14 protein-coding genes and 1 pseudogene are annotated in these 18,083 nt (G+C 28.3%); 2 read left to right on the forward strand and 13 right to left on the reverse strand.

What is annotated here, in order from left to right; translation table 11 throughout:
• A partial coding sequence (locus Q1K13_RS03480; protein ID WP_300347752.1) for a PHP domain-containing protein occupies window positions 1–768 on the reverse strand: 768 nt, incomplete at its 3' end.
• A gap of 468 nt (window positions 769–1,236) precedes the next feature.
• Here Q1K13_RS03480 and Q1K13_RS13065 point away from each other — a divergent pair.
• Both Q1K13_RS13065 and Q1K13_RS03490 read left to right on the forward strand, forming a co-directional pair.
• A pseudogene (locus Q1K13_RS13065) lies at window positions 1,237–1,671 on the forward strand (sigma-70 family RNA polymerase sigma factor); the annotation flags it as partial.
• A gap of 219 nt (window positions 1,672–1,890) precedes the next feature.
• Window positions 1,891–2,487, forward strand: a complete 597-nt coding sequence (locus Q1K13_RS03490) for a hypothetical protein (protein ID WP_300347755.1) — start codon at window positions 1,891–1,893, stop codon at window positions 2,485–2,487.
• Between the two features lie 132 nt (window positions 2,488–2,619).
• Here Q1K13_RS03490 and Q1K13_RS03495 read toward each other — a convergent pair whose 3' ends face one another.
• The 12 genes from Q1K13_RS03495 to Q1K13_RS03550 all read right to left on the reverse strand — a co-directional run bounded on the left by Q1K13_RS03495 (window position 2,620) and on the right by Q1K13_RS03550 (window position 18,007).
• A complete protein-coding gene (locus Q1K13_RS03495; RefSeq protein WP_300347756.1) occupies window positions 2,620–3,174 on the reverse strand; it encodes a hypothetical protein in 555 nt (184 codons plus the stop codon).
• A 173-nt stretch (window positions 3,175–3,347) separates the two neighbouring features.
• Entirely contained in the window at window positions 3,348–4,298 is a 951-nt protein-coding gene (gene whiA, locus Q1K13_RS03500) for a DNA-binding protein WhiA (protein WP_300347757.1), read from the reverse strand.
• Window positions 4,277–5,647, reverse strand: coding sequence for a gluconeogenesis factor YvcK family protein (locus tag Q1K13_RS03505; RefSeq protein WP_300347758.1), 1,371 nt, complete (start codon window positions 5,645–5,647; stop codon window positions 4,277–4,279). The genes whiA and Q1K13_RS03505 overlap by 22 nt, the downstream gene beginning before the upstream one ends.
• A 26-nt stretch (window positions 5,648–5,673) precedes the next feature.
• Complete coding sequence (gene rapZ, locus Q1K13_RS03510; RefSeq protein ID WP_300347759.1) at window positions 5,674–6,558, reverse strand: RNase adapter RapZ; 885 nt, start codon at window positions 6,556–6,558, stop codon at window positions 5,674–5,676.
• Between the two features lie 432 nt (window positions 6,559–6,990).
• On the reverse strand, window positions 6,991–7,911 hold the full coding sequence (gene murB, locus Q1K13_RS03515) for a UDP-N-acetylmuramate dehydrogenase (protein ID WP_300347760.1): 921 nt from the start codon (window positions 7,909–7,911) through the stop codon (window positions 6,991–6,993).
• A 146-nt stretch (window positions 7,912–8,057) separates the two neighbouring features.
• A complete protein-coding gene (gene uvrC, locus Q1K13_RS03520; RefSeq protein ID WP_300347761.1) occupies window positions 8,058–9,920 on the reverse strand; it encodes an excinuclease ABC subunit UvrC in 1,863 nt (620 codons plus the stop codon).
• Window positions 9,921–10,102: 182 nt separating this feature from the next.
• Window positions 10,103–11,566, reverse strand: a complete 1,464-nt coding sequence (locus tag Q1K13_RS03525; protein ID WP_300347762.1) for a peptidoglycan D,D-transpeptidase FtsI family protein — start codon at window positions 11,564–11,566, stop codon at window positions 10,103–10,105.
• Window positions 11,567–12,796 (reverse strand): FtsW/RodA/SpoVE family cell cycle protein, encoded by a 1,230-nt coding sequence (locus Q1K13_RS03530; RefSeq protein ID WP_300347763.1) that lies wholly within the window; start codon window positions 12,794–12,796, stop codon window positions 11,567–11,569.
• A gap of 13 nt (window positions 12,797–12,809) precedes the next feature.
• Window positions 12,810–13,244, reverse strand: coding sequence for an FHA domain-containing protein (locus tag Q1K13_RS03535; protein ID WP_300347764.1), 435 nt, complete (start codon window positions 13,242–13,244; stop codon window positions 12,810–12,812).
• Between the two features lie 243 nt (window positions 13,245–13,487).
• Window positions 13,488–16,313: an excinuclease ABC subunit UvrA gene (uvrA, locus tag Q1K13_RS03540; RefSeq protein WP_300347765.1), complete on the reverse strand. Its 2,826-nt coding sequence runs from the start codon at window positions 16,311–16,313 to the stop codon at window positions 13,488–13,490.
• A gap of 501 nt (window positions 16,314–16,814) precedes the next feature.
• Complete coding sequence (locus tag Q1K13_RS03545) at window positions 16,815–17,129, reverse strand: hypothetical protein (RefSeq protein ID WP_300347766.1); 315 nt, start codon at window positions 17,127–17,129, stop codon at window positions 16,815–16,817.
• A gap of 80 nt (window positions 17,130–17,209) precedes the next feature.
• On the reverse strand, window positions 17,210–18,007 hold the full coding sequence (locus tag Q1K13_RS03550) for a dimethylarginine dimethylaminohydrolase family protein (protein ID WP_300347767.1): 798 nt from the start codon (window positions 18,005–18,007) through the stop codon (window positions 17,210–17,212).
• Window positions 18,008–18,083: the final 76 nt, after the last annotated feature.

Genomic DNA, 18,083 nt, shown 5'->3' on the forward strand with positions numbered 1-18,083 from the left:
AAACATATCCCACATTTCCTCTGGTGATTTTAAATAGAATTGGTCAGATGGATATCTTCTTCTGTTTGGATCATCCACAGTTTTTCCAGTTTGTATGCACATAAGTATGTCATGTGCCTTTGAATCTTCCTGATTTATATAGTGGACATCATTTGTTGCAACTAAAGGAATATTAAGCTCTTTAGCTAATTTTATATTTACCTCATTAACTTTTTTTTGCTCTTCTATTCCATGGTTTTGAAGTTCTAAGTAAAATCCATCCTTAAATGTATCTTTATAAAATATTGCAGCTTCTCTAGCTTTATCTATATTTCCATTTAAAATAGCTTTTTGAACTTCTCCCCCAAGACAAGCACTTAAAGCTATTATTCCTTCTGAATGTTCTTTTAAATATTCTCTATCAATTCTTGGTTTATAATAAAAGCCTTCAATAGATGCTACAGAAACAATTTTCATAAGGTTCTCATATCCCTTTTCATTCTTAACAAGAAGAACTAAGTGATATGTTTTATTATCTTCATCATTGCTCTTTATCTTTCTAGACTTAGGCACAACATAAACTTCACATCCTAGTATAGGTTTTATGCCTTCTGCCTTAGCCTCTTTATATAAGTCAACGCATCCATACATAACACCATGGTCAGTTAGTGCTATACTTTCCATTCCAAGTTCCTTTGCCCTTTTAATAAGTGGCTTTATCTTTCCAGAACCATCAAGCAAACTATACCCAGAGTGCAGATGCAAGTGACAAAACTTCTTATCCCCCATTTCCTTCACATCCTTTCATCTAATATTGTTTCTATAAAATATTTTTAATCATATATAAAATGCTATTTTTTAAGTTTAAATCTTAAAAATAATCTCTATTTTTTTACTAAAGTAAACACTTAAAAATTATGTTTTAAATTAAGTGTAATATATTAATTTTACCATATTACTAAGAAATACACTAAGAAAACTTTATTGTATTAATTCTAATTATTAACCTCTCAAGGAAAAATAATCTTTTTATACAAACATATCTAATTTACCATATTAATTCTAACTATCGTTTCTTAAAATTCTAATTTATATGGTGAAATTATCAACATAATAATTTTTAATAGAGCTTAAAACCAGTTAATTTTTAAATAATATTAAAAACTTTTTATTATTTGTAAATAAAATAAAAACACCCATTTTTTTATGGAACAATTCTGTATAATTTACTCTCTAATAGTTGAAAAAGGAGGGATGATGTTGGAACTAATAATCTTTTTTAATAAAAATTCATTTAATAAAGTTTCGTATAAAAAATTAACCAAAGAGAGATTGTCTCAAAACTTTGAACTATTAATAAAAGAAAATCTCACTTCTATGTATAGGGTAGCTAAAGGAATTTTAAAAGTTGAAGAAGATATTGAAGATGCTATTCAAACTACTATTTTAATAGCCTTTAATAAAATTAATACTCTAAAGGATGAAAGGTATTTTAAAACATGGTTAATAAGAATTTTAATAAATTAGTGTAATAAAATCTATAAGAAAAATAAAAACACTCCAAAGGAGTTAAGTTCTGAATTATATATAACTGAAAACTATGAAAATATAGATTTATATGATGCAATCAAATGTTTAAAAGAAGATTTAAAAGTAATAACAATACTTTTCTACTTCGAGGACATTTTATATTAGTTTTGTTCATTGCTTTTTTCTCCTTTCTTGAGGGGGATAAATGTTTTTTGCAAACTCATTGTATTCTCAAGTGTTGAAAAGAGCAATGTTCATTTAACTTAACAGATCGGATAATATTTAAGGGGTATTTATTTATGAAAGATGATTTTGATAGAAAACTTTTTGAAATGGCTAGAGAATCTAAAGTAAAAGAACCAAATGCTTTAAAAGCCAAAGTTGATTATACCTGTAAAAAACTTAATTAATAAAGAAATACAGGCTAATAAGAACTCAATTTTAATATCCTCAGTAAAAAAATATCCTACCTCCATAGTTATTGACTATGATGAAAAATTTAATAATCCAGAAAACAAATTATCTTTTATACTTTGGCATGAAACTTTAGGTAAAATTAATTATTTACTTCCTAACACTCCTGGGAAATTATATATAGTTCCTAAAACTAGAAGTAAACTCAATGTAGATAACCTTATAAAAGAATCTATGCCTTTATCAATAGGAGAAACTAAAACTTTTGGAAAAGTTGGAAAAGTATCCATAGAAAATATAGAAACTAAAGATGGGAAAACTTATATGTCAATAAGAAAAATAGGTGATGTAGATTCTTATGATTTTAATATTATAAAAAAAGAAAATATTAATTCAAGACTTAATATGTATGAGTATGAAACAAAAGTTCTAGGCATACTAGATACCATAACAACATATGTTATACCAGACTTCACCGCTGATGCTGATTACCTTTTAGAATATGAGTATATTTCAAATGATGATATTGAAATATTATATGATCAAATAATAGAAATAAATTAATTCAAACTCATTTGTTTTTACTGAAACTTAACTTAATTTCGTAAAATTAATCAATTTAAATATTTAGCTAAATTAATATTAAAACTAAATTAAGCCTATATTAAAATAAAATTTTAATATAGGCTTAAATTCTTATTTAAAACTATTTCTTGCTGCATCTATAGATTCTTGAACTTTAACTCTAGCATCATATGCAGATTTTTCAATACCTTTCATTGCACCAATAAACTCATCTTTAGGCATTGCTAATATTTTATTTCTATTAGCATCTAAATCGTTTTCGACTGTACTTATAGACATTTTTAAATTATCTATATTCTCAACTATTTTTCTATTGGCATCATTAACTTTTCCATCTGATGGAGACACTTTACTATTAAGCTCATTTTTTAAATTTGTAAGTTCAGTATCTAAGTTTTTATAATATTTTTCATATTCTTTATAAGTTTCTTGCTTAGTATCCTCTGTTACCTTTGAAAAATCATATTCTGTACCTAAATTTACATCACCAATATAAGTTTTTATTTTTTCTTCTAGCATTGTTTTATATTCAGCTGGAGTTGTTGCTGATAATTCTGAGTTCTTTGTCATTTCATCAGTCTTTTTTGTACATCCAACCATACCTATAATTCCAAAAACCATTGCTCCTACTAAAAGCCAAATTGTCTTTTTAAAATTTTTTACCATATTAATGCCTCCACTTAAAATAATATTTTTTCAAAATTATCTTCCCCATAAAAACAAATTAATATTATTCCATTTAGCAGGTATTTTTTTCATAAAAAAACTTTTAAGTTTTTTTAACAGCAAATTTAATATTCGCTGTTAAAATAATTACTTAAAAGATTTTAAAAACTCTGCTAGAAGTTGCCTGTTCTAAGCTCTTCAGCTATTTTTTCAATTTTTCTTAATCTATGGTTTACACCTGATTTCCCTACAGGTGGTTCTAACATTTCACCAAGTTCTTTTAATGATTCCTCAGGATATGTTAACCTAAGTTCTGCCACTTCCCTAAGATTTTTTGGAAGTCTAGCAAGACCTATTTCTCTTTCAATAAGTTTTATACTTTCTACCTGTCTTACAGCTGCATTTACTGTTTTACTTAAGTTAGCAGTTTCACAGTTTACAAGTCTATTAACATTATTTCTCATCTCTTTCATGATCCTAATGTTTTCTAATTCTAGAAGGGCAGTGTGAGCACCTATTATGTTTAATAAATCTACTATTTGCTCTCCTTCTTTTATGTAAACTATAAAACTATTTTTTCTTTGAATTACCTTTGACTTTAAACCAAAAGTATTAACAAGCTTACCTAAATCCTCAGCATACTCTTGTGAATGTGTAACAAATTCTAAGTGATATGTTTTTTCGGGGTTACTTATACTTCCTCCCCCTATAAACGCTCCTCTTATATATGCCTTCTTCTTTTCTTCTGTATCAACTAAATCTTCATCTATATGATAGTCTAAAGACATTATTCCATCTACTTCTCTTAAGATTCCTGTTATTTCAAGTAGTTTCTTTACTCCCATATCCTCAGTTATAACAACCATATATATGTTGTTTTTCTTTAAAGAATTACTCTTCTTAACCATAAGCTTTGCATGTATATCAAAGTAATCTTTTAATATGGTAAACATTAATCTTGCAGATGCAGGATTTTCTGTTGTCATTTTGAAACTTATTTGTCTACCACTAAAAGCTAGTGTTCCACAAACTTTCATGATAGCTGATATTTGAGCAAGAGCTTCATCCTTTGATATATCAATATATCTACATATTTCTCCCTTTACTTTTGCTGAAAATGACATGTTTGCTCCTTCCTATTTAAAGTTTCTCTTTTCTTAATTCTTTGTGATAAGTATATATACTCTAATATTTTCTTCCTATCATATAATAAATGTTTTTCCATTATTGTTTCAATGATAAGTTGTGCTAAATATTCCGAATTATGCCTTATATAGTCACCTTTTACTCTTGTTAAATCTCCTTCGACTACGCATAATCCCATTTTTTTCAGATTATCTATATCTAATTCAACAAGCTCAGAATTTTTTTCTAAATATTTTTCTTTTAACTTATTAGATATATCTTTTGAGTTGGCAATTATACAATCTACTATTCCTTTTCCACAGTGATCTAATAAAACTTGAATATGATCTGAAACCTTAAAACCATCAGTTTCCCCTGGTTGGGTCATAATATTACAATTGTATATTTTAAATGCCTTACTCTTTTTAATTGCTTTTGTTATATCTTTTACTAAAAGATTAGGAAGCACACTTGTATAAAGACTTCCAGGCCCTAATACTATGGCATCAGCATCTTCTATGGCATTCAAAGCTCTACCTAAGGCCTTTGCATCCTCTGGTATTATTCTAAGTCTTTTTATAGGACTATTTTGATCTATAACCTCTTCTCCAATTATAGATTCACCTCTAACTATATGACCATTAATAAGCTCAGCTTCTAAAATCATATTTTCTAATGTTACAGGCAAAACTTCCCCTTTAACAGCAAGTACAGAACTCATTTTTTGGACAGCATCCTCAAAATTTTCTGAAATTCCATCCATGGCTGCTAAAAATAAATTTCCAAAACTCTGGCCCTTTAGTCTACCATCATTAAATCTATATTGCAATAGTTCATTCATTAATGGTTCAGTATTTGCAAGTGCTAATATACAGTTTCTTATATCCCCTGGTGGAAGCATTCCTAAATCTTCTCTTAAAATTCCAGAACCACCACCATCATCTCCAACTGTAACAATAGCAGTTATATTAGAAGTATAATGTTTTAATCCTCTAAGCATAGTAGATAGACCTGTTCCCCCTCCAATAACAACAATTTTAGGCCCTTTAACTAAAAGTCTATCATCTTCAATTAAATCTTCTAAATCATCTTCCTCAATAGATAAATTTATATATCCTTTATTTATTAATGAAACTACAGATTTTACACACCAAATAATAGATTTATATCCAACTAATCCTGAAAATACTATTAAAGTAATAAATATAGCTTTATCTTGTATTGTCGTAATATGTCTATCATTAATAAGCTGTGCTATAGCAATTGCCATTGTTATCGTAGATGCTAAAGCCAAAAATATGTATCTTTTAACCTTGATACCAGGCTTTAGCATTTTTTTCATCATCATAATCTATATCCCCTCTAAAATAAATATTATAATTTTCTACTACCTCTATTTATATCCTCATTAATATCTCTATGTTCTAAGCTTACACTATAGTTTTTAGCTAAAAGCTCTTTATATAAAGCATTAGCTATAGCAACTGATCTATGTCTACCTCCTGTACAACCAATAGAAATTATAAGCTGTCTTTTTCCTTCTTTTATATAGTTTGGAATTAAAAATTCGGACATATCAGTAAGTTTTTCTAAGAAACCTTTAGTCTCTTCCTGTGCAAGAACATAATTTTTAACTGGTTCATCTTCTCCTGAAAATGGCTTTAACTCCGGTATATAAAATGGATTTGGTATAAATCTAACATCAAATACTAAGTCAGAGTCTGATGGTATTCCATATTTGAATCCAAAAGATAAAACAGTTATTGAAAGATTCTGTTCTACTGGCTTCCCATCTCCATATAAAAGATTTATCTTCTCTCTTAAATTTCTTATAGGATAATTTGATGTATCTATTATATTATCTGCTCTATCCTTAAGTTCTCTAAGCCTCATTCTTTCTTCACTTATACCAGTTATAATTCTTCCGTCTGGTGAAAGTGGATGACTTCTTCTAGTTTCTTTAAATCTCTTAACTAAAACCTCATCAGAAGCCTCTAAGAATAATATTTCATAATTAAAATTATTAGCCTTTAAATATTCTATACTTTCAAATAAATCATCAAAGAATATTCCTCCTCTAATATCAATTACTAAAGCTATTTTATCTATTTTTCCTTCACTTTGAACACAAGCTTCTGCAAACTTAGGTATTAATTTTGGTGGTAAGTTATCCACACAAAAGTATCCTAAATCTTCTAAACTTCTTGTTGCCTCTGTTTTTCCAGCCCCTGAAAGACCAGTTACTATTACAAATCTCATACTTAATCCTCCTAAATATAATTTGTATTTTATTTAAAATCAACTTATAAATCTAATTAGTTACTTTCTCTTTTAACTAAAATTTAGATAATTCTCTCACCTCAAGAAATAAAGATCTTATTAGGTCAATTTAAAACATAATAAATGCTTTAATCAACTAGTAATTAAAGCAAATAAACTACCTTTATTATATAAATTATAGCATAAAAAAGGTAATGATTACTTTTTTATGCTATCACATTTTTAAGATTATTAAAACTTAAATATTATAACCTAAATATATACCTACATTTTAGTAAATCTAAATATTTTTATCCTATATTTTCTAATCTGAAAATTAAAATATTTAAACAATCAACATTAATCTAACTTCTAATTTAAATTCTTTTAAACAAAATAGAGCCTATATAAAATATATAGGCTCTATTTTGTTTATTCTTCATCTCTACCGATTATTCTAACCTCTGTATGAAGATCAACATCAAAATTCTCTTTTACTGTTTTTTGAACATGGGCAATAACATCTAATACATCTTTAGCAGTTGCTCCACCTTTATTTATTACAAATCCAGAATGTTTTTCTGAAACAGCAGCTCCTCCAATTGAAAAACCTTTTAATCCTGAATCTTGTATAAGCTTTCCTGCAAAATATCCAACTGGTCTTTTGAATGTACTTCCTGCTGATGGATATTCTAAAGGTTGCTTGCTCTCTCTCTTATTTGTAAGATCATCAATTTTATCCTTTATGCTAACATACTCACCTTTTTCAAGCTCCACTGTAGCTTCTAAAACAACATATCCTTTTTTCATAACTGATGAACTTCTATACCCTAATTCTAACTCATCTTTACTTAAAACTCTTATATTTAAATTATCATCAATAACTTTAGCAGACTGGATTACATGAGCCATTTCTCCATCATAAGCACCAGCATTCATAAATACAGCTCCACCTATACTTCCTGGTATTCCACAGGCAAATTCAAATCCTCTTAAATTATTCTCTAATGCTGCCTTTGACACATCTTTTAACAACGCTCCACTTTGAGCTGTAACACAGTGTCCTTCTGCAATTACTCTATTAAGTTTATTAAACTTAATAACAACTCCAGATACTCCACCATCTTTAACTAAAATATTAGAACCGTTACCTAAAATAAAGTACGGTACATTATTTTCCTTGCAAAGTTTTAAAGTTTTAACTACTTGTTCCTCAGTTACAGGAGTTACTAGTATATCAGCTGGCCCTCCTACTTTAAAATAAATATGTTCACGCATTGGAGAATCCATAATAATATCTTCTTTATTATAAAACTCACTTAATAATTTATAAAACTCCATGTATTGATTCATATCCAAACTCCTCAATTTTAAATTTAATATCCCAATTAAATAGTATATCTTAATTCTTGACATATTTTCAATATTTAGTCCATTATTTTATTTCTTTATGTCATATTATTATATATATTATCTTAAGTCAATTTTGTTAATAAAAATCAACTCGAAAAATAACTTTTTATGCTTTCAGCAGCCTTTCTATCTATACTCGGTGTATCTAGAAGCTCTTCAAAAGTAGCTTTTTTTATATTTTCAACACTTCCAAACTTAATAAGAAGATTTCTTCTTCTTTTTTCCCCAATTCTAGGTATATCCTCTAAAATTGAATGAAGTGTTCTTTTCTCTCTTAAACTTCTATGATAAGTTATGGCATATCTATGAACCTCATCTTGTATCCTAGTTATAAGATTCATAATTTCAGAACCTCTTCTAATAATAAATTCCTCATTATTAAATATAATTCCTCTAGTTCTATGCCTATCATCCTTAACAAGTCCACAAACAGGTATTTCAATACCAAATTCCCTTAAAACTTCTAAGGCAATATTAATTTGACCTTTTCCCCCGTCCATCATTATTAAATCTGGGAAGATACAGAATTTACCCTTTGAATATTCTAAATTTCTCTCTTTTATCTTATTTACTTCATCTAATCCATGAGCAAACCTTCTACTTAGAATTTCTCTCATACTCTCATAATCATTAGGTCCTTCTACTGTTTTTATCTTAAACCTTCTATAATCAGAATTCTTAGCCTTTCCGTTTTCAAAAACAACCATTGTTCCAACAGAATCTACCCCTTGAATATTAGAAATATCATAAGCCTCTATTCTTGTTGGAAATAAATCTAATTGGAGAATCTCAGCTAACTCAGTTAAAGCCACCTTATTAATCTCTTTTTCTTCAACCATCTTCTCTTTAAACTGTTCTAAGGTTATCTTTGCATTATTTCTAACCATATCTAAAAGATTTTTTTTATCTCCTTTTTTAGGAATCTTTATCCAAACTTTACTTCCTCTTTTATCAGTTAAAAACTTCTCTATTAACTCATGATCTTCTATTTCTTCTGGTACATATATTGTTTTAGGAATTTGTGCAGTGCCTCCATAAAAAGATGGTATGAATGAACTAATAAGCTCATTTATTGGTTCTTCACCCTCATTCTCAATCATAAAATGCTCTCTTCCTGTAACCTTACCTTCTCTTACAAAGAAAATTTGAACACAACAATCTTTATTATCTGTATAAAGGTGAATAAAATCCTCATCCCCCTCTTTTACGGTAAACATCTTTTGCTTCTCAACTATAGATTCTATTGCTAATATTCTATCTCTAAGTTTTGCAGCTTTTTCAAATTCTAATTCTTCAGATGCTAGTTCCATTTGATTCTTTAAATTCTTAGTAATTGAATTATCTGTTCCATTTAAAATATTTATTATGTCATCTATCATTTTCCCATATTCAGCCTTTGAAATATAACCAGCACAAGGGGCTTTACAAAGATTTATATGATAATTTAAGCAAGCTCTGGTAGGTTCTCCCCCTTCAATTATTGCCTTCTTACAAGTTCTTAAAGGAAATAACTTTTTAATAAGATCCATAACCTCATAAACAGCTGCTCCCTTAGTATAAGGTCCAAAATATTTATTTCCATCCTTGGCAAAATTTCTTGTTACAAAAACTCTCGGAAAATCTTCATTGGTAGTAATCTTTATAAAAGGGTAAAATTTATCATCTTTTAATGCAATATTATATTTTGGACTATATTTCTTTATTAAATTGCACTCTAAAATTAATGCTTCCATTTCAGAATCAGTGACTATATACTCAAATTCAGCTATATGTTTAACCATAGCCTTTACCTTTTCAGTGTGATTTTTAGAATTTTGAAAGTATTGTCTCACTCTATTTTTTAATATTTTAGCCTTCCCAACATATATTACCTCACCTAATGAATTTTTCATTATGTAAACTCCAGGTTTATTAGGTAATATCTTTAGTTGATACTTAAAATCAAACATTTTATCACCACCTTAATCTCTAGCTTTATTATAAACTTATTGTATATAAATGTTTTATACTAACCTTACTATCTATAATAACTTCAAAAATTATGCTAAATATGAAATTGGCCCTAATATTCCATTTAAAAGAAATATTAGGGCAATTATATTTTTAAAAATTTTCAAATGATTAATCAAAATTATCTATTAAAGTATGCTTGCATAACTTTTGCAGTAACTGGGGCAGCAACTCTTGAGCCTGATCCACCATTTTCCACAATTGTAGCAACGGCAATCTTTGGATCATTAGCTGGTGCAAAAGCTATTAACCAAGCATGGGATGTTCCATCTTCAACTTGGGCTGTACCTGTTTTAGCTGCTACATCCATACCTCTAAAATATCCCCACTTATCATCAATTCTATCTCTAGTTACACCTTGCATATATTTATTTATTATTTTTGAATCTTCCTTAGACATAACAGTTTCTTTTTTCTCTGGTTTAAATTCTTTTACAACATCACCATCTTTGTCAGTTATTTTACTAACAATATAAGGTTTCATCATAACACCATCATTGGCCACAGTGGCAGCTACTAATGCCATCTCCATTGGACTTGCAGTAACTCCTCCTTGACCTATGGCATCGTAAGCCATTAAACCTTTATCAACTGTTTTTCTATCAGGGAATTTTCCAGAATAAGCAGAAAGATTTCCTAACATTAAATCTTGATTAAATCCATATTTTTCAGCAGTTTCTCTTAATTTTTTATTACCAAGCTCTTCTCCTAAAATTCCACCAAATACTACGTTACTTGAAACTGATAAAGCTTTTCTTAAACTTATATTTCCATAAGCTACTCCATTTTCATTTGGTAAGTACTTAGTACCAACATTAATTTTTCCTGTATCATTAAAAGTTCTATCTGTAATACCAGGAATATTTTCTAAGGCTGATGTTAATGTTACAACCTTAAATGTTGATCCTGGTGGATAATGCCCATTTAATGCTCTGTCAACTAAGATGGCATCCTTAGGATCTGCACTTTTATCATTTGCTATTTGATATGTTGATTTCATATCATTTGGATTAAACCCTGGTTTTGATACACTTGCTAAAATTTCACCTGTTTTAGGATTTATTGCAACAACAGCCCCTCTATTAGCACCCAGTGCAGCATAGGCAGCTTTTTGTAAACCTGTGTCTAAAGTTGTAGTAATACTATTTCCATACTTAGCATCTAGTTTTTTTCTATCTTTAAAATCTTCTTTTAAGTTCATTGATTTTAAGAAGGCTTTTAATGATATATTTTCATAAGTAGTAAGTTCTTTTGAGTATGCACCCTCTAATCCTGCATTACCATAATTAACACTCGCATATCCAATTGGATGTGCGTAAATTTCACCATATGGATATTCTCTCTTCTGACTTAAATCTCCACTCTTCTCACTTTTAGCAAGAACATTACCATTTCTATCTTTTATTTCTCCTCTTATGACCTCATTTTCAGCAGCCATAACAGCAGTATTATTTTTCATTTTAGCTATTTCTGGAGCTTTTATTAATTGGAAATATGCAATATATGTAATAAGTCCAACTAAAAGCACAAGATAAACAACCATAACTTTTCTTATACTATCCGTTAAATCTTTCTTTTTAGCCATCTATCTTAGTCCCTCCTCTGAAATTTTCTGAAGTATTCCTAAGGCGATGAAAATTGTAAGCATAGATGTTCCACCATAACTTACTAAAGGTAAAGTTATACCTGTTAATGGAATTACAGCAAAAACTCCTCCTATGATTACTAAAACCTGAGCAACAATAAGTGTACTAAATCCAACTGCATTTAACTGAGAAAAAGTATCATCAGTATTTAATGCCGCTCTTATACCTCTATAAAATAATAGGAAGTATATAAGTAATAATCCTATTCCAAACACTAAACCTAATTCTTGAGCTATTAATGTGAAAATAAAGTCTGTTTCTACAAAAGGAACTAATTTGGGATATCCATTATAAATTCCTGTACCAAACATACCTCCAACTGACATAGCATAAAAACCTTGTACAATTTGATAACTTTGGTCATTAGCATATTTCCAAACATCTTTCCACACCATAACTCTTCTTCTTACGTGTCCAAACAAATAATAACTTGCTGTTCCTCCTATTGCAAAAAGACCTAATCCTGTGGCAACATATTTCCAGTTGCTTGTAGCCATATAAAGCATTGTTATTGAAACAAAGAAAAACATAAGTGCAGAACCTAAGTCTCTTTGTAAAACCATAAATCCAAGACAATACATAACAACTAAGGCTGGTTCCCACAATTCTTTAAATTGCTCTTTTAAAGTGTCTTTTTTCTCATAATTCATAAGTGCTGAAGCTAAATAAAGTATTAAAAATATTTTTCCTATTTCTGAAGGTTGAAAGGTAAATCCTCCTATTCTAACCCAGTTTTCAGCACCATTTATTGTAGTACCTATTAATTTAGCCATAGCCATAAATATTAAAGTTCCACCCATGTAAACATATTTATACTTCGAAAAACTTTTTAAATCTGGTAATACTATTACTATTGCCATATAAACTGCAATACCTAAACTAAACCAAACTAATTGTTTAATTGCAAGTCTTGGATCTAATCTATAAAGAACTGCAATTCCAACTACAGCCAAGACAGATGCAAATATAAGCATATATTTATCTCCATCTGGATAAAATTTTCTTATTATAAAATGTGAAAATCCAATAATAACTATTAATATACCTGCTATAATAAATGCCATTTTGTCTATTGGCGTTTGTTTTAATGCAATATTAGTAAATAAAGCTAAGCATAAAAGATAAACTAATAGCAACATCCTTTTTTCATACTTTAAAGTAGAATTCATATTATCACCTCTTTTATCCTATAACCTTAAAAACTGTACTTCCCATTCTTATTTGATCATTTACTTTTAATCTTACTCTTCCTTCAATCTTTGATTCGTTTATAAATGTACCATTTGTACTAGCTAAATCCTCTAAATAAAAATCATTATTTTTAACATAAATTTTAGCATGATAAGATGATACAAATTGATCGTTTAACACAATTGAATTATCTTCTCTTCTACCTATTGATATAGTACTTGTTACAGGTATCACTGACCCTATTCCTAAAGTACTACTAGATATTGTTTTTAAGACTTCTAATCCATGTGCTTTCTTTCCAGGGGCTTTCTTCTTTTTCCCGCCTTTAACATCTTTATACATTATTTTCAATGCAAAATAAATTATGGAATATAGAATTACAATAAATATTATTCCAAAAACCCATGTCATTAGTTTCGAAAACATCACTTCACCTCTACATATTTTTTATATTTCTTTTATATTTTACATTATTTGATATATAGATTATACAATAAAAGATTACAATTTCATAATTATTAATTATAACCTCTCTTTTTATTATACCATCTAAAAAAAATTGTTCATTACAAATATATTTTATTTTAGAAAATAAAAGCTAGCTATGAAAGTTTAATACTATCATAGCTAACTATTATCTATAATATGTCATATATTTTATATTATATTCTAATTTTCAATGTATTTTTTTAAATATTTACCTGTGTAAGATTCCTTAACCTCAGTTATTTTTTCTGGTGTTCCAGTTGCAACTATTGTTCCACCCTTGTCTCCACCTTCTGGTCCTAAATCAACTATATAATCTGCACACTTAATCATATCTAAATTATGCTCAATTACAATAACAGTGTTTCCACTATCAACAAGTCTTTGAAGTATTTTAACTAATCTATTTACATCATGAATATGAAGTCCTGTTGTAGGCTCATCTAAAATATATAGAGTTTTACCTGTACTTCTCTTAGACAATTCATAAGCAAGTTTTATTCTCTGAGCCTCTCCACCTGATAATTGAGTAGATGGTTGACCAAGTCTTATGTAACCTAATCCAACATCCATAAGTGTTTGAAGTTTATTTTTTATTCTTGGAATATTTTCAAAGAATTCTAAAGCCTCTTCCACAGTCATATTTAAAACATCTGCAATATTTTTACCTTTGTATTTAACTTCTAAAGTTTCTCTATTATATCTCTTTCCTTTGCAAACTTCGCATGGAACATAAACATCAGATAAGAACTGCATTTCTATTTTTATTATTCCATCACCACTACAAGCTTCACATCTTCCACCTTTAACATTAAATGAAAATCTTCCTGGTTTATACCCTCTCATTTTTGATTCTTGAGTTTGAGAAAATAATTCTCTTATAATATCAAAGGTACCTGTATATGTTGCAGGGTTACTTCTTGGAGTTCTTCCTATTGGACTTTGATCTATATCAATAATCTTATCTATATTTTCATAACCTACTATCTCTTTATATTGTCCTGGTAAATCCTTAGCTTTATTAACTATTTTATTTAACCCCTTATAAAGAATTTCATTAACTAAGGTACTTTTTCCCGAACCTGATACCCCAGTAACCATTGTTAAAACTCCTAAAGGGAATTTCACATTAATATTTTTAAGATTATTTTCCTTAGCTCCTTTAACTGTTATAAAGTTTCCATTTCCTTTTCTTCTTTCTAAAGGCAATTCTACTTTTTTCTCTCCAGTTAAATATTGTCCTGTTAATGAATCTTTATTATCCATTATTTCATCTAAAGTTCCAGAAGCTACTATTTTTCCACCATGTTCTCCAGCTCCTGGTCCAATATCAACAATAAAATCAGCCTCTCTCATTGTATCTTCATCATGTTCCACAACAATTAATGTGTTTCCAACATCTCTAAGTTGTTTTAATGTTGAAATAAGTCTATCATTATCTCTTTGATGAAGTCCTATTGATGGTTCATCAAGTATGTATAAAACTCCCATAAGCTGAGAACCTATCTGTGTGGCAAGTCTTATTCTCTGTGCTTCTCCACCTGATAAGGTTCCTGCTTTTCTTGCTAAATCTAAGTAATCTAATCCAACATTAATTAAGAAACTTAATCTTGATTGAATCTCTTTTATTATTTGATTACTTATTATTTTATCTTTTTCTGAAAATTCAACTGAATTAATAAATTCTAATTCGTCTCTTATGGACATACTTGTAAAATCAAAGATATTCTTTCCACCTACTGTAACCCCAAGTGCCTCTGGTTTTAATCTAGCCCCTTTACACTTAGGACATGGATTATCACTCATATACTTCTCAATTTCAGCTTTCATAGAATCTGAGCCAGTTTCCATATATCTTCTTCTTAATCCATTTATTTCACCCTCAAAAGAGTGATTATAAACTGCCGATACATTTTCTTTAGTATATTTAACCTTTAATTTTTCATGATCACCATACATTAAAACTTCTCTAACTTTCTTAGGTAAATCTTTATATGGAGTATCTAAATCAAATTTATATTTTTTCATTAAGGCTTCAAGAATACAAAAAGTCCATGATTCTGGTTTCATTCTTGAATCTCCCCAAGTTGATATTGCTCCACCTCTTATACTTAAATTTTTATTTGGAACAACTAAATTTTCATCAATTTCCATAAGTGTTCCAAGACCATCACACCTTTCACATTTTCCAAAGGGAGAGTTAAATGAGAACATTCTTGGAGCAAGTTCATCTATGCTTATACCACAATCTGCACAGGCAAAATGTTCACTATATAATCTCTCTTCACCATCAATTATATGTACTAAAACTAATCCTTCAGCCATTTTTAAAGAAGTTTCAACAGAATCTGTTAATCTTCCTTCAATTCCTTCTTTAACTATTATTCTATCCACAACAATCTCTATATTGTGTTTTATATTTTTCTCAATTTTTACTTCTTCCTCTGATAAGTCATAGATTTCTCCATCAATTCTAGCTCTAACAAAACCCTGTTTCTTTATATTTTCAAGAACTTTTTCATGAGTTCCTTTTCTTCCTCTTATAACTGGAGCTAAAATCATTATTTTACTTCTTTCAGGAAGCTCCATTACCTTATCAACTATTTGGTCTACAGATTGCTGACTTATTTCCTTTCCACACTTAGGACAATGTGGAATGCCTACTCTTGCAAATAGTAGTCTTAAATAATCGTATATTTCAGTTACTGTCCCAACTGTTGACCTTGGGTTTCTTGATGTAGTTTTTTGGTCAATTGATATTGCAGGTGAAAGCCCTTCTATAGACTCAACCTCTGGTTTATCCATCTGTCCTAAAAATTGTCTTGCATATGAAGATAGTGATTCCACATATCTTCTTTGTCCTTCTGCATATATAGTATCAAAAGCTAAAGAACTTTTTCCTGAACCTGAAAGTCCAGTAAATACAATAAGCTTATCCCTAGGTATTTCTAAATTAACATTTTTTAAATTATGTACTTTTGCACCTTTTACAATTATTTTATCTCTCATTTTTCCCCTCCTAATCCTGCTGTTTTTATATTAAAACTAACTATTACTATACTTTCAAAATGGAACTCTTTTTATTATTCTTTGTAATACTGCTTTTTTCATAAGTGCATGTTACTCTCTAAATTGTCTTATTATTCATTTAAAGTAAAATTAACACACCCTTAACCAAACATAAGTTCGCATAATAATATTTTAAATCTACTATTTTTATATGTCAAATAATTTTTTCTAAGGAATAATTATTAGCTTTAATGCAATTTCTTTACATTAATACAAGACTCTTTTTTAAACCATAGTTGATTTCTGGATATATATTATCAACTCTTTGTAAAATTAAGTTAGCGCTGAAGATATATCTAGAAATCAACCTCCACTTAAAATATAATCTAATACAAAAATAAGAGTAATTAAATAAAATATACTAACCACTCTTATTTTATATATAATTTAAAGTATTAAGATAAATTTATAACTTATTTTTAGTAATTTATAATTTTACTTTTATAAATATATAATCATTAAGTTTAAAATCATTGAGATTATTATGATCAATCTAGCAAATGAGAAGTTTTTTATTTTTAATAATGAAAAAACTCCCAAAAATCCAGCTACTAAAGCTCCAATTCTTTGAAATATAAAGTTATTTGGTAATCCAGTAAAAGCAATAAATGAAAGTAATAATGTATATGCTACTATAAAACCAAAGACTACTGTTTTTTTAGCAATATCACCATTTTTATAAATCATTAACAGTATAGTAGTTAAAAATAAAAGAATTATAATCACATCAAAAATAACTAATATTCCTAATGCCATAAATCCCCCTCCTTTATTATCCCTTATTAAATTTATGCATTTAATTATAACTTTAATAATATTTCTGTAGTTTATATTTTCTAATTTCTATATATAGGTAGTGTACTACAAGTAAAAGCTCCACCTCCCTTTAAAATTTCAGAGTAATCTACATAAAAAACCCTAAAACCCTTTTCTTTTAAAAGCTTATAAATGCTTTTGTTAGCTGTTATTATTCTTCTATCTCCTAAGCAAATAATATTAGTTCCTAGTTCCTCTGATATTTTTTTGTCAATATAATAGCACTTCTCTATAATATTTTCTATAACTTCTTTATCATAAACATAAGTGCTAATTAAACATTCGCCTTTATCTAATATATTAAAAACACAGTCTAAGTGAAGCATTTTTTCTTTATTAAACTTTATGGGAATTACTTTATAACCCATATTATTCTTATCTAAGTAATTTTGTAGTTCTTCTAAAGCCTCCATGCTAGTTCTCTTACTTACCCCTACAAATACATACTTCTGATAAATTATTACATCTCCACCTTCTATATTATTTTTCATTTCATAAATTTTTGAATGATACTTAGTTATATATTTTTTTAATGCATAAGTTTCATATATTCTATCCTTGTTGCTCATTTTAGCTATAAACATAATATCATCAATAACAAATCCTACATCCCTAGTAAAAACTTGATTTTCTCCATATAAAGGATCTAAAAACTGAATAGTCGCCCCTTCTCTAGTAAGCAAATTTATAAAATTATTATATTGCTCATACATAAGATTATGGTCAATATCAATTTCTCCTCTCCCCTTAAAATTGCTTGGATAACACATTATTAAAGTTCCAAGCCTATCATATCTATTTTTATGATTAACTTTCATAACTGACCGTTATCAAATGCCTATAAATCTTAATTAATAACGGTTTTTCACCTCACTTTCAATTTTATTCATTTAA

This window comes from Clostridium sp. (assembly GCF_029267215.1).
GTDB lineage: Bacteria > Bacillota > Clostridia > Clostridiales > Clostridiaceae > Sarcina.

Bases quoted from the DNA above. Each gene is read 5' to 3' on its own strand.
- Q1K13_RS03495 (WP_300347756.1), bottom strand. From the start codon at position 3,174: ATGGTAAAAAATTTTAAAAAGACAATTTGGCTTTTAGTAGGAGCAATG.
- whiA (WP_300347757.1), bottom strand. From the start codon at position 4,298: ATGTCATTTTCAGCAAAAGTAAAGGGAGAAATATGTAGATATATTGAT.
- Q1K13_RS03505 (WP_300347758.1), bottom strand. From the start codon at position 5,647: ATGATGATGAAAAAAATGCTAAAGCCTGGTATCAAGGTTAAAAGATAC.
- rapZ (WP_300347759.1), bottom strand. From the start codon at position 6,558: ATGAGATTTGTAATAGTAACTGGTCTTTCAGGGGCTGGAAAAACAGAG.
- murB (WP_300347760.1), bottom strand. From the start codon at position 7,911: ATGAATCAATACATGGAGTTTTATAAATTATTAAGTGAGTTTTATAAT.
- uvrC (WP_300347761.1), bottom strand. From the start codon at position 9,920: ATGTTTGATTTTAAGTATCAACTAAAGATATTACCTAATAAACCTGGA.
- Q1K13_RS03525 (WP_300347762.1), bottom strand. From the start codon at position 11,566: ATGGCTAAAAAGAAAGATTTAACGGATAGTATAAGAAAAGTTATGGTT.
- Q1K13_RS03530 (WP_300347763.1), bottom strand. From the start codon at position 12,796: ATGAATTCTACTTTAAAGTATGAAAAAAGGATGTTGCTATTAGTTTAT.
- Q1K13_RS03535 (WP_300347764.1), bottom strand. From the start codon at position 13,244: ATGTTTTCGAAACTAATGACATGGGTTTTTGGAATAATATTTATTGTA.
- uvrA (WP_300347765.1), bottom strand. From the start codon at position 16,313: ATGAGAGATAAAATAATTGTAAAAGGTGCAAAAGTACATAATTTAAAA.
- Q1K13_RS03545 (WP_300347766.1), bottom strand. From the start codon at position 17,129: ATGGCATTAGGAATATTAGTTATTTTTGATGTGATTATAATTCTTTTA.
- Q1K13_RS03550 (WP_300347767.1), bottom strand. From the start codon at position 18,007: ATGAAAGTTAATCATAAAAATAGATATGATAGGCTTGGAACTTTAATA.